The following is a 13,121-nucleotide window of genomic DNA, read 5'->3' as shown; positions in this document are numbered from 1 at the left end:
GCACCCACATTCGCCTTCACTCAGGGCCCGCGGAAGAAGAGCTCATCCATTTCGCCGGTTCTGACCAGCGCTGGCCGTGTTGCTCCTCCTCAGAGTATTCCCAGTACTCCTCGTCGTCGCGCCTCGCCAGCGGCGCCCAGTCCTCGCCGAAACACACGAGTTATTCTCCCGCGGGCCCTTATGGATTTCAGCAAAACCAGACCTGCATCGAGGCCCGTTCGGCTGATGTCGCTATCTACCGCCCGTCGCGCTGGGTTCGGTGCAAGGGTGACTCGATCGGCTGCGGCTGTGCAGGGCGGCGCGCTGGCGACTTTCGCCGTCGTGTGCGTGTTGTCGAGCGCGCAGATGACGCTTGCCCAGCGCCGATCCGAGCCGCGACCAGTCATCGTGGTGGGGAGCAAGAACTTCACCGAGAACCGCTTGCTCGGCGAAATCATGGCCCAGCTCATCGAGGCGCGGACACGCCTGCGGGCGCAGCGACGCGTCAACCTGGGCGGTACGACGGTGGTATTCGCCGCGCTGCAAGGCGGCGAGATAGATTTGTATCCCGAGTACACAGGGACGGGATGGAGCATCCATCTCGGACGCACCGAACGCGTGAGCGATTCGCTGCAAGCCTTCTTGCATGTCGCCGAGGCTTTCGAGCGTCGCTACCAGAGCACCTGGCTGCACCCTTTCGGCTTCAGCAACAGCTACGCGCTGGCCATGCACGAGGGTCTGGCCGAGGAGCTCGAGGTCAAGCGGATTTCAGACTTGAAGCGGCACCAGGATCGCCTGCGCGCGGGCTTTAGCCACGAGTTCCTCAAGCGTGAGGACGGCTATCCCGGCCTCGCCAGCGCCTACGACCTCAAGCTGGGCGATCTACGGGGTTTGGAGCACGGGCTCGCCTACCAGGCGCTGCAAACGAACAAGACGGACCTCATCGACACCTGGACCACCGACGGGAAACTGCTGCGCTATCCGATCCGCGTCCTCGAGGACGATCGGCACTTCTTTCCGCCCTACGATTGCGCGCCCCTGATTCGCAACACGACGCTCGAGCGGCATCCGGAGCTCCGCAGCCTGTTGAACGAGCTCGGGTTTCTGATCGACGACGACACGATGCGGGAGCTCAACTTCCGCGTCGAGGAGGGGGGCGGCTCCTTTTCCGGGGTCGCGCGCGATTTTCTGAGCGCGCACGGTCTGCTTGCGGTCGATCGGGCCCAAGGTCCGCGGGCTGTGGCCAGCAGTGGTCTGCTTCCGTTTCTATGGTCGCGCAGGGATGTCACGCTTCGGCTGGCACTACAGCACCTCGGCCTGACCGTGCTCGCCGTTGCCCTCGCCGTGATCGTCGCAGTACCGCTCGGGATCGTGCTGACTCGCAAGACCAGGTTGGTACCTGTAGTCATGGGCGGGGCGGGCGTCCTTCAGACCATCCCAAGCCTGGCGCTGCTGGCGTTCATGATCCCGGTACCGGGACTGGGCCTCGGCGCCCGGTCCGCGGTCGCAGCCCTGTGTCTCTATGCGCTGCTTCCGATCATCCGCAACACCTACAGCGGAATCCGAGATGTCGACCCCGATCTCCTGGAGGCTGCCCGGGGCATGGGGCTCAGGGATAGGGAGCTGCTCGCGAAGGTGGAGTTGCCTCTGGCGACACGCGCGATCATGGCCGGCATCAGAACCTCTACGGTGATCAGCATCGGCGTCGCCACGCTGGCGGCGTTCATCGGCGCGGGTGGGTTGGGCGACCCCATCGTTACCGGACTGCAGCTGAACGACAGCTACCTTATTCTGTCGGGGGCCTTGCCCGCGGCCATGCTCGCCCTGTGCGCCGACTTCGTCTTGGGCTACGTGGAGCGAGCGCTCATCCCCCGTGGCGTGAGGACGTAAGCGGCTCTGGCGCCATTGTGGACAGGAGCTCGTTAGGCGTAGCGGCGCTTCACGTAGTCAAAAACCGCGCGCAGCCCCATGGCTTCCCCGCCCTTGGGGCGGCCCGGCTTGCCCTCCAGGTTCCAACCCATGAGATCGATGTGCGCCCAGTTCACGGTGTCCACGAAGTGCTGCAGATACAGGGCCGCGGTGATGGCCCCACCATAGGGAGCGGACGCCGCATTAGCCAGGTCCGCGACGTCGCTCTTGAGCATCTCCCGATAGGGCGAGTGCAGCGGCAGCCTCCATAACGGGTCGAACTGCCTGTGGCCGCTCTCGAGCAACCCGCGAGCCGTGGCGTCGTCGTTGCAAAACAGCGCGGGCAACGAGGTTCCGAGGGCCACGCGGGCGGCGCCCGTCAGCGTCGCGAAGTCGAGCAGCAGATCCGGCTGTTCGCTGGCGCCTTCGTGCAGCGCGTCGCCAAGCACCACGCGACCCTCGGCGTCCGTGTTGTGGATCTCGACCGTCGATCCGCCGCGGGTGGCAACGACATCGCCAGGCCGGTAGCTGCGGCCCGAAACGGCGTTTTCCACCGCCGGAACGAGCACGCGCAGGCGCACAGGAAGCTGCTCCGACATGATCCATTGGGCCAAGCCCAACACATGCGCGGCCCCTCCCATGTCTTTCTTCATCAGCCTCATTCCGGCGGCCGATTTGATGTCCAGACCTCCGCTGTCAAAGCACACGCCCTTGCCCACGCAGGTGAGCTTCGGATGTTCCTCGCTACCCCATCCGAGCTCGATCAGACGAGGCTCGTGGCTGCTCGCGCGACCCACCGCATGGATGGCAGGGTAGTTTCGCGCCAGCAGATCCTGGCCCACCGTCTCGCTGAACCGAGCGCCGTGCTCGGCTGCGACCGTGCGTGCCGCGTCGGCCAGGTGCTCGGGCATCATGTCGGACGCCGGCGTGTTGATCAGGTCCCGCACCAGGAATGTGGCCGCGCAAGCCCTGCTGTTGGCCTGCCGCACTTGCTCCGGGACGCAGAGCGTCGCGCGAGCCTCCGTTTCGGCTTTGCGGTAACGCCCAAAGTGGTAACCGGCAAGGCACCAGCCCAGGCTCCACTGGGCCAGCGTGGGCTCGGAGACGTTCGTAGCTACGCGGAAGGGCTTCGCGGGCAGCATGCTCGCCAACTCGGCGAGCTGGAACATGCTCGGCGTTTCGTTCGCGACGACGAGCACACCGGTGAGCGCTCCCCCCTCTCCGGGCAGCGCCGACCATGCGTTCGCGTTCGGTCGAAAGCCACGACTGTCCAACCAGTTCTGTACGCGCGTGTCTTGAGCGGCCTTCCACTGCCCGTAGTCCTCCTCTGCCACCACGAAGATCGGATGCGGCTGGTCTCCGGAGGTGCTGCTGCCCGTCAAAGGTATCATGCATCGTGTATCGCACAGCGATGTCCCCGTTTCAATTCACGTGCTCGATGACCACGCGCCGCGTGCCGGTTATACCCGGCGCCGTGACCAGTCGCGTCCTGGCCGGCTTGGTGTGGCTGCGCGTCGCGGGGGGCTGTGGCGCGGGGGCGCGCTTCCGCTTCCATCCGGCGTGCCCTAACCCCAAAGGGTCATTGAAACCCGAGGTGGCTGGCTGCTAGTCAGGGTCGACGCATGACTCGTGGGCAACCAGCAATTGTCTTATGGGCCATGGCCCGGTGGTCAGCGCGGCTATACCTATGGGGCACGGCTCCATGGGAACCATTTACGAGGAAATCGGCTGCAGGATCGCGGAGCTACGCAAACGGCGTGACTGGACGCAGGAGCAGCTGGCCGAAGCTGCGAAGCTCACCACCTCGTACGTGGCCCGTATCGAGGCTGGCAAGCGGCAGGCTCGCCTGGAGTCGCTCGCGAACCTTTCCGGGGCGCTCGGTGTGAGCGTGGCCGACGTGCTACGCAGCGCCGAAGGCTATACCGAAGCGCCCGCCAGCGGGGTCGTAGAGGAGCTCGGTCAGATCGCCGCTACGTTGCCCGCGTCCGACGTCGAGTTGCTGATCGGGATAGCCAAGCGCTTGCGCCAGCTGCGCGAGTCATTGCGACGCGACCGGTCCAAGCGCCGAGAACGGAGCCGTGGCGATCAACGCCGCACCCGCTAGCCCCGCATGGCCTGCACAGGCCGCCCACTGCGGGCTACCCCATCGATGGGCAACAGCCTGGCGGAGCGGCTGCGGTGGCGGCCGATCCGCGGTCGAAGCGCGCAGGCGTAGTCGGCATGATGTCGAGGGACCACGTTTGCCCGGCAGGTCATGTCGTATTGCCCAATGGGCATGTTTTGCTAAGCCAACAAAGGTGGATGGTCCCTGGGGTGGACCCGGTTTTTGTTGAGCTTGAGCGTTTGGACGGTGGATCAGAGATGAGTGGGCGCCTAAACGTGTTGGTGGTGGACGATCAGGAGAGCATGCTTCGCTGCCTTCGCCGCTCCTTGAGTGCCAAGCACCGAGTCCAGATCGCCAAGGGACCTGAGCAGGCCCTCTCGCTGATCCGGAACAGCGCCATCGACGTAGCCATCGTGGACTACGAGATGCCCGAGCCGGTTGGACTCGATCTGCTTGCAAGCATCCAGGCGCTGGCGCCCCAAGCTCGCCGCGTACTCATGTCCGGCGACGAGTCCTTGCGGCTTTCCACGCTACCTGCGTTCGTTGACGGGTTTCTCCGAAAGCCCTTTTCGAACGGCGACCTGCTGGCAGCGCTAGAGCGCCGAACAGTCTGAATCCCCTGCAATCCTGCGTCTTTCGCTCCGGCCCGGCTTGCCTCCTCGCTCCCCGCTGCCGTGTAGCGCTGCTACGGGTGCCGGTACTTGCGCGAGGCTCGCCAACACCGGCCAGAGGTGTGGCCGGAGCCGTCGGCACGAAGCGGCTTTTTTGGCATGAGCCCTGAGCCGGAGGGCATCGGCATCGCAGACTCGGCACGGCGTAGCCCTAGTCGCGAAACAGGCTCGGTCGCGTGCAGAATTGGCTTTTTTTCTTGAATGTTGTCGCGTAAGGTTTGGGCATCATGTCCAAGACCACTGCAATCAAAGAGCCCTACAACAAGACCGCCATCTTGACCGAGCTCGCGGAGAGCACCCAGCTGTCCAAGAAGCAGGTGTCTTCGGTCCTTGATGAGCTTGGCGTACTGATCGAGCGCCACATCAAAAAGCGCTCAGCCGGCCAGTTCGCGCTGCCCGGCCTGTTCAAGATCACAACCACCCACAAGCCCGCCACCAAGGCCCGCAAAGGCATCAACCCCTTCACGAAGGAGGAGACCGTCTTCAAGGCCAAGCCGGCGCGCACCGTGATCAAGATACGGCCGCTCAAGAAGCTCAAAGACATGGTGTAATGACATGATGGTGTAAGGCACAGCCCCCGCGACCTCCTGCTGCAGGCACGGCCGCCGTTGTCCGCAGGCCGGAGCGTGCGCGCCCTTGGGCGCTTGGCCGGGGATGTGCCGTCGAGGGATGTGCCATGCACCGCACGCGTGCGAGGTCACGCTTGCACCATTGGGTCAATTGCCGGGATTGGACGCCATGAGTAAAGCCGTCCAGTGGCGCAGCGAGCTGGCGGTGGCATGGCGCGCAGCGCAGCGAGCTGGTGCGCTGCAGCTTGCCAGGCGCAGCGAAGTTGGGGCGGTGCAGCGCAAAGTCGACGACACGCCGGTGTCGGAGGTGGACACGGCGTGCGAGGTGCTCATCCGGGAGGAGTTGCTGGCGGCGTTTCCAGACGACGGGCTCGTAGGGGAAGAGTTGCCGCCCGTGGCCGGCAGCAGCGGGCGCATCTGGGTGGTCGACCCCCTGGATGGAACTCGGCCATTCCTGCGCGGCATTCCCACCCACTCGGCCTTGGTTTCGCTGGAGGTGGACGGAACGCCGGTCGTGGGGGTGATTCACCTGCCGGCGTTGGGGGAGACCTACTGGGGGAGCGCAGGAAGTGGAGCGTTCCTCAATGGTCAGCGGCTGCGCGTGTCCACGACCAGGGCGCTCGCAGAAGCGATGGGCTCGACCTTCGGCGCCGCGTTCTTGGGGGATGAGCCGCTTGGTACGCGACTGCTCGCGCTGGAGGCGCGCTGGAGCTATTCGTATGGGTTCATGGACGCCTACTCTCATGGATGCGTCGCAGCAGGTCGGCTCGACGCGCTGGTCAGCCCAGTGGATCGACGCTGGGACTGTTCCGCGGCTTGCTGCATCGTCCGGGAAGCGGGCGGACGGTACAGCGACCTGCATGGGGAGCCCAGGACCGACAGCGGCGGCATCGTGGTGTCCAACGGCCTGCTTCACGAGCAGATCCTTGCCGTGCTCAACGCGAGCTGACTTTCGTTGCTAGAGCCTCAAAAGGAGACGTCAGCGCGCGTCGATGGGAGCTCGCGGCGCGGACGCAGCCTGACCCGCATCACGCCGGTCGTATGCCTGCACGATGCGCTCGACCAGCGCGTGGCGCACGACGTCTTGATCGGTGAACCAGCAGCATTTGATGCCGGTGGTGTTGTCCAGCAGCTGCAGTGCATCGGATAGACCGCTCGAGGTTGCCTCAGGCAAGTCGACCTGCGTCACATCGCCGGTGATCACTGCCTTGGAGCATACCCCCAGTCTGGTCAGAAACATCTTCATCTGAGGGATGGTCGTGTTTTGAGCTTCGTCGAGGATTACGAAGCTGTCGTTGAGTGTGCGTCCGCGCATGAAGGCGAGCGGCGCCACCTCGATGCTGCCCCGTGTGATGAGGCCGTGCGCGGTTTCGGGGTCCATCATGTCGTGCAGCGCGTCGTACAGCGGCCTCAGGTAGGGATTGACTTTTTCCGCCAGGTCGCCCGGCAAGAAGCCGAGCTTCTCACCCGCCTCGACCGCGGGTCTAGCCAGTATGATGCGTGAGATGCGTTGCTGCCGCAGATCGCTGACTGCCATGGCCATGGCCAGGTAGGTCTTGCCCGTGCCGGCCGGTCCAACTCCAAACACGATATCGTGGGTGCGGATGGCCTCCACGTACCGTTTCTGTGCGAGACCCTTGGGCGTGACCTTGCGGCCCCGCATCGCTGTGAGAACAACGTCCTGGAACACATTGCGAAGCTTGACCTCAGGATCCTGCTGCAGAGTCCGGATGCTGAACGCCATATCCGCGTCCGACATCGTGGCTCCGTGTTGCAGCGCGTCGAAGAGCTCGGCCAACGCTCGCTCGGCCTTTCTGACGTCACCTTCTGCCCCCTTCAGCCGAATGGTGTTGCCGCGCAGTCCGGCCTCGATACCGAATTCCTGCTCCAGGATCGACAGTCGCCTCGCCTCGGGACCGGTCAGCGCCAGCAGCAACCCGGTGTCTGCGACTTCGACGTCGGCCGCGACGGTCCCGGCCTTCTTGCCGCGATCGGCGCTCTGTAGCCGTGCCGCGCCCTCCGCGCCAGCCGTGTTCTTTTCGTGAATCGCGCTCCCCCCGCGAATCGCGGTACTTTCTTGAACCGATGTGAGCTTGGGCGGTTGCGAGGTGGGCATGCGCCTGCGCACTGACCACTCTACCACGATCGAGCCCTGCGGACACGTTCGCGTTCGGGCCCTTACCTTAGCCCAAGGAGATGCCGAGCTCTTGCCTGAGTCGGAAGTACTCCGGCGAAACGCTGTACAACAACAGCTGGCGAACACGCTCCTTGCGAGGAACCGCCGCGCCATCCTCGGGGCTAGCGTCGATGACTGCCTTGGACACCTTGAGGTCGTTTGCCAAGACCAAGCCAACACGGTCCGCCGTAAGGTCGACTCCGGCGATCCAACGCCTGAGATCCAGCTCGGGTTGCTCTTGCAGCAATCGCTGAGTAAGGCTTCTCAGCAACTCGCGCTGTGGGCCCATGATCTGCGCCTGCAGCAGCCGCAGGCGCGCGTTCACTTTCTGTGTCAAGTTCGCTGGTACCGGGAACTGGGGCGTGTGCAGCTTGATGGCAGCGATCAGCCAGCCCCGAAGACCGGTGCCTGTGGGCACTACGTATCGCAGGACATGGCCCTGATGATAGAACGATAGGTGCCTGGCTGCGACAAAGGCTAGCGCTTGCTCGGGCCCGCCCCCTCTAGCCGCTTCGCCCATGCCAATGGAGGGCGGGGCCGTGAGCAGGAACGACACGCCGCCAGGGTCGCCGGGCCGGTGGTAAAGCACCGGCAGAGGTATCTGCAGCGTAGCCGCGACGTAGGCGAGCATCTGGGTCATCGCCGCGGAGTCGTTTTCTGGGTCGGCCCGCTTCTGTTCCGAGACACCGAAGGCAGCGGGAGCTTGTCCGAGACCTGTCACTGCGCACGAAGCAACGACCGAGAAGATCCGCGTGACGAGCGGCTCCTGCTGCGGGTGCGTGATCAACGTGTTCCACATGTCCTCGCTTACCGACTGTGCGATCCGAGGTAATCGAAGCGTTCGATATTTCTTGAAGAAGCGCTCTTCCTCGATGTCGGCCATGCTCAGCGAACGCAGGGCCTGGCACAGGCACCACGAGGCATCCGCCATCTTCATGCCTGTATAGATGCGACGTAACGCCTGGTAGGACTCGATCTTGTACGCGTTGAGGCTGAGCGTGCGGTGATGGGCCTCGATGGCTTTGTCGAAGAAGCGAGCGGGCTCGGCTGTATAGATGCTGGTGAGGTGCTCGTTGCGCTTGCGGTTGTCCGGCTGCAGCCGCTGTGCTTCCTCGTAGGCCGCCACGGCGCCTTCGAGACGGCCCAAGTGGCTTTCGAGCACTTCGCCCCGCGCGTCATGCAAAACGGCCAGCTCCGAGGCCTCGGCGGATTGCGCGAGTCGCTGCGCCTGCGCGAGGTAGGTCTGCTCCAGCCGCTCCCAGTCCTGATTGTGCGACAAGCACTCGACCAATCCGGCGAACGCCTGGGTCAAACCCGCATCGCTTGCAAGAGCTGCCTCGTAGTAGTCGGCAGCCTCCTGGTAGCGGCCGAGCTCGTTCTGAGCGATGGTGGCTGCGGTATTGTAGTACTTGGCAAGCTGGGTTGGCTCGTCGATCATCTTCGCGATGCGCAGGATGACCTCGATGAGGCGCGGCCAATCCTGACCATCCGAGTACAGAGCCATCAGTCGCGTCAAGAGGTTGCGATCGTCGGAATGCAGCTCAAGCGCAGCGACGTAGTGCGTGGCGGCAGCGTCGCGATCACCCAAGTGCTCGCTGAAGACTTCCCCGATATCCACAAGAAGCTGGAAGCGGTCGCTCGCGCTGGCCAGCTTGGCTCGCAACTGCAAGGTATCTATCAGCTCGCTCCACTGGCGCGCTTCGCGGTAGCCGCGGCTCAACGCTTCGAGCACGTCTGGACTCTGGGGCCGGATTTCCGCTGCCATCCGGAACCAATCGATCGCCCGCCGCACGTTGCCGTTCTTGAGAGCGGCATCTCCCGCCGACAGCAACAGCCGCACGCGCTGTGTCACATCCAGCTTACGTTCGAAGCGCCGCAGCAACTCGCGGTACGCCCTTTCGGCAGCTGCTGCATCCCCCGTCTCGACGAGCAGCGCTGCAAAGCGCTCGCGTGCTTCGGGGTTGTCGGGGTCCGCCTGGATGGCACGCTGCACGGCCTGCTGCGCCTTGTCGAGGTTGCCGAGGCGCTGGAAGCTGTCTGCTGCCAGCAGGCAAAGGTCACGCTGGACGCCGGGCTTGAGACCACAGTCGTCTTCGAGCAACGGCGCGAGCTGTTCCGCGGCCAGCGCGTAGTCGCCGCGACGATAGCCGATCTCGCCAACACCTAGAGCGGCTTGCATGCAATTCGGATCGAGCTCGAGGGCCCGGATGAATGCTTCGCCCGCCTTTTCGTCCTCTTCAAGCTCGTTCTGGTACAGCTGACCCAGCTCTGCGAACAGCTGTGCTTGGGCCGCGGGTTGTTGCGTCACGCCGAGCTCGTGCTCGATCAACTCGATCGCTCCCTGGTGGTCGCCGCGCTCTGCAACCAGGGTACGCAATGCGTGCAAAGCCTCGACCGTGCCGGCGTCATCGGCTAGCGCAGCTTTGTAGCGTTCGATCGCGCGATCCTTGTCCCCGTGCTCCTGCAACAGGCGCGCCGCGCGCACTCGTAAGGCGGCCCGCTTTCCGGGGTCGCCTTCGCCCGATGCCAGTCGATCGATCGCCTCCAAGGCAGCTTCCGCGTCCCCGGACTGTGCCTTGAGCCGCGCCATGGCTTCCAGTGCTTCGGGGTGCTGATCGTGCAACGACAGCACGCGCTCGAGGACTCGCGCGGCGCGCTCCGGCGCTCCGAGGTCCGCCATCAACACGTTGGCCTGTTCAAGCAGCAAAGACACCTTGCGCTGGTGGTCCGAGGTGACCTGGGCATGGCGTTCCAGGGTAGCTGCGACGTCGTCGAGCCGCTGGAGGCGCCGATAGATGCGCGCCAGAGCGCTGTTCGCCACCTCGTGATCCGGGTCGATTCCCACGATCTGCTCGAACGCGGCCGCGGCCCTTTGCGGATCGTCGAGCCGTTGCTCGGCCACACTTCCAAGCCGCTCCAGCAGCTCGGCTTTCTGCTTTGGCGTGGCTGCGAGCTCCAACTGTGCTTGAATCACGTCCGCCACTGGACCGAAATTACCTAGCTCCGTGTAGCAGCGTTCGAGCCCTTGCAGCGCCGTTAGATTACGGTGGTCGGCTTCCACTGCGGCCGCGTAGTGCACGGCTGCTTCCTCCGTCTTGCCGGGTCGCTGTTCGTAGCTCTGTGCAAGCTCGTTGAGCAGCTCGGCCTTGCCTGGTCCCTGAGTCACGACCGCCTGCTTCGCCAACAACTCGGTAAGCGCCTCGCTATCGCCGCGCTGCTTCAACAGGTCCCGCAAGGCCGCACTGGCGACCGGGTGCGCGGGGTCCTGTTTCAACACCCAGCGCAGCTGGCGCTCGGCTTCGGGGATGTCGTGCAGCTTCTGTGCCGTGATCACCGCGGCCTCCGCGCGGAAGTCGCGTGCCTTGACCGGGTTGGAGGCGCTCTCCGCGCGCTGGGACAGAACGCCCACAAGCTCGGGCCACGACTGCGAGATGCGGTAGATCTCCGCCATCGCATCGAACGCTCGCTCGTTGGCGGGATCGATCGATAAGGCGTTGGAGAACGCGGGCAGCGCCAGGTCGGGACGATTCAGCCGCTCGGCGTACCAGCGCCCCAGGATGACATGAAGCTGAACAAGGTCCGCGGCCCCCTGTTTGCGATCGGCTTCTGCGCTGCCGTGCTCGGGCAACGTCTTTCTTTCGGCATGCTCGTCTTCGCGCGCGGCGGCGGCATCGCGCTCGGCTCGCGCGGCCTCGACCTCGCGCTGCGCACCTTGCACCGCTTGCTGGGTCTTTTCGACCTCGCTTGCGGCAGCCTCGGACTGCAGGCGCAGTTCTTCAGCCTCCTGCACGCGCACCTCTGCCACGCTGGCCGCCTCGGTCGCGGCCTGGTGCGCTTCTTCGGTAGCCCCTTCGGCCTCGGCTGCGGCTTGATGCGCCTCGTAGGCGTCGACGGCTCGCTCGGCGGCAAGGTGCGCTTCCTCGGCGGCTCGTTCGGTGTCTTCGAGTCTCGATGCCGCCTCGGTGGCGCGCTGGGTCAGCTCCTCCAGGTTTTCGCGCAGCAAGGCGACCCGCCGCGTGGCTTGCTGCAGCACTTGTTTGGAGCCTTCAGCGCCGGTTGCACCTGCTAGTCCTTCGCCGCCCTCTAGTCCTTCGCCACCCTCCAGTCCTTCGCCGGCCTCCTGTTCGTGGCTGAAGCTCGCGGCCAGCTGCTCGGCCACTTCGGTCAGTGTGGCGACCGCCAGCTGCCAGCGGTCGGGCGTGGTGCCGAGGCGTTCGACCTCGCGCAGCGCGCGCTGGTCGCGCGGAGCATCGCCGAGCGCCTGGACCCAGGCGGCGAACGCGGCTTCGGTGTCGTCGAGTTTTTCGTCGTACAGCGCGGCGAGCTCTGCCAGCAGATCCGCACGACGGGGCAGGCTCTGCTCCTTCTCGATCTTTGACAGCAGCAGCTCGCTGAGCGAGCCAGCGTCGCCCCGGGCTCGCCTCAGCGTCTCGATTCCGGCCAGAGCCACGGGGTTTTCCGCGTCGATTTCGAGAACCTGTGCGTAGGCCTGCTCCGCGGTCTGTGCGTCGTCCAGCTCCTTGTCGTAGATCCTCGCGGTGCGCAGCCGTAGGCCCAGCTGGTCCACGGGATCCTCTATACTAGCTACCACTTGCGCGTAGGCCTCCGCGGTCTCCTCCCACATGCCGGTTTCGGTGGCTATTTGCTCGAGCTCCAGCACGCGCTCCTCTTCGCTCGGGCGCTCGCGCAGCCGCTGCGCCGCCTGATCGAAACGTGCGCGAGCGGAGGCTGCCGGGCGCGGCGGAGGCACCGAATGGCGCGCAACGCTCTCCAGGGCTTGCAGCAGCTCGGCTGCCGATTCGCTGCGCTGTCTCGGGTTCTTGGCGAGCGCCCGGAGCACGGCGGCGTCGACGGCCTTGGGCAGGCGTTCCCTGCGCACCTGACTCGTGGGCGGCTCCGCAAGCGCAGACAGGTGTTGCGCGACCACGTCGATGGGGTGATCGGCCACGAACGGTGGCCTCCCCACCAGTACTTCGTAAACCAACACGCCAGCGGCGTAGATGTCGCTTTCGACGCTCGGTGTCCCGCCGCTCACGAGCTCGGGTGCCAGAGCCTTGGGCGTGCCGAGAAATGCCAGCGACCCGGTGCGTTCCTGCTTCAAGCTCACGCGCGAAAGCAGACGGTCGGTCCCGCAGTCGACCAAGACTGCATGGGGTTCGGCACCCGACATCAACAGGACGTTCTCTGTCTTGAGGTCACCGTGCACGATGCCCCGGGTGTGCAGCTCCTGCAGGGCGGTCAAGACATCGCGGAAGATCGGAAGCGCCGCCCCGAAACCGAGACCACGGCTTACGTTGACCCGCTCGGCAAGGGTCTGACCGTCCACATACTGGGCTGCCACCCACGGCCGAGCATCTTCCAGTTGTCCGACACCTACTATCGGCGCAAAACCGGGAAGACGCATGGACTGCATGAGCCTTGAAAGCGTCTTGTAACGCTGCACCGCCGAGCGGTCGTGGGCGTATTCGGGCCGAATGACTTTGAGCGCAACACGCTCGGCGCCTCCGCGCTGGGCCGGCTCGCAGAGGTAGACGACACCCAGTCCGCCCTCGCCGATCTTGCGCACGACACTCAGGTTGCCGACTTGGGTGCCGGGGCTCAGCTCCCCGTTCGCGCCGTGAGAGAGGTCCTTGAGCCGAGCATCGGCCCCTGGTGCGCTCAACACGATGGCGTCTGCCAAGGCTTGCAGGGCATCGTCCTTGGCGCAGCGTGTT

General features: G+C 65.1%; 8 protein-coding genes and 1 pseudogene. 6 read left to right on the top strand and 3 right to left on the bottom strand.

What is annotated here, in order from left to right; translation table 11 throughout:
- The first annotated feature begins 435 nt into the window (after positions 1 to 435).
- Both MJD61_18205 and MJD61_18200 read left to right on the top strand, forming a co-directional pair.
- A pseudogene (locus tag MJD61_18205) lies at positions 436 to 1,113 on the top strand (glycine/betaine ABC transporter substrate-binding protein).
- A gap of 120 nt (positions 1,114 to 1,233) precedes the next feature.
- Positions 1,234 to 1,869 (top strand): ABC transporter permease, encoded by a 636-nt coding sequence (locus MJD61_18200; GenBank protein MCG8557197.1) that lies wholly within the window; start codon positions 1,234 to 1,236, stop codon positions 1,867 to 1,869.
- Between the two features lie 32 nt (positions 1,870 to 1,901).
- Here MJD61_18200 and MJD61_18195 read toward each other — a convergent pair whose 3' ends face one another.
- Positions 1,902 to 3,278 (bottom strand): leucyl aminopeptidase family protein, encoded by a 1,377-nt coding sequence (locus tag MJD61_18195; protein MCG8557196.1) that lies wholly within the window; start codon positions 3,276 to 3,278, stop codon positions 1,902 to 1,904.
- Positions 3,279 to 3,589: 311 nt separating this feature from the next.
- Here MJD61_18195 and MJD61_18190 point away from each other — a divergent pair, with 311 nt between their 5' ends.
- The 4 genes from MJD61_18190 to MJD61_18175 all read left to right on the top strand — a co-directional run bounded on the left by MJD61_18190 (position 3,590) and on the right by MJD61_18175 (position 6,180).
- The gene (locus MJD61_18190; GenBank protein ID MCG8557195.1) at positions 3,590 to 3,991 is read left to right on the top strand and encodes a helix-turn-helix transcriptional regulator; all 402 of its coding nucleotides are present in this window, start codon (positions 3,590 to 3,592) and stop codon (positions 3,989 to 3,991) included.
- A gap of 257 nt (positions 3,992 to 4,248) precedes the next feature.
- Positions 4,249 to 4,605 (top strand): response regulator, encoded by a 357-nt coding sequence (locus MJD61_18185; protein MCG8557194.1) that lies wholly within the window; start codon positions 4,249 to 4,251, stop codon positions 4,603 to 4,605.
- Between the two features lie 284 nt (positions 4,606 to 4,889).
- Positions 4,890 to 5,213 (top strand): HU family DNA-binding protein, encoded by a 324-nt coding sequence (locus MJD61_18180; protein MCG8557193.1) that lies wholly within the window; start codon positions 4,890 to 4,892, stop codon positions 5,211 to 5,213.
- A 187-nt stretch (positions 5,214 to 5,400) separates the two neighbouring features.
- Positions 5,401 to 6,180, top strand: a complete 780-nt coding sequence (locus tag MJD61_18175; protein MCG8557192.1) for an inositol monophosphatase — start codon at positions 5,401 to 5,403, stop codon at positions 6,178 to 6,180.
- 30 nt (positions 6,181 to 6,210) lie between these two features.
- Here MJD61_18175 and MJD61_18170 read toward each other — a convergent pair whose 3' ends face one another.
- Together MJD61_18170 and MJD61_18165 are read right to left on the bottom strand one after the other, a co-directional pair.
- Positions 6,211 to 7,374 carry a PhoH family protein gene (locus tag MJD61_18170; GenBank protein MCG8557191.1) on the bottom strand — a complete coding sequence of 388 codons (1,164 nt, stop codon included), beginning with the start codon at positions 7,372 to 7,374 and terminating at the stop codon, positions 6,211 to 6,213.
- A gap of 40 nt (positions 7,375 to 7,414) precedes the next feature.
- Positions 7,415 to 13,087 carry a protein kinase gene (locus MJD61_18165; protein MCG8557190.1) on the bottom strand — a complete coding sequence of 1,891 codons (5,673 nt, stop codon included), beginning with the start codon at positions 13,085 to 13,087 and terminating at the stop codon, positions 7,415 to 7,417.
- Positions 13,088 to 13,121: the final 34 nt, after the last annotated feature.

This window comes from Pseudomonadota bacterium (assembly GCA_022361155.1).
GTDB lineage: Bacteria > Myxococcota_A > Polyangia > Polyangiales > JAKSBK01 > JAKSBK01.
Note: the sequence above shows the minus strand (reverse complement) of the source record. Positions and strands in the feature narration are given on the sequence as shown.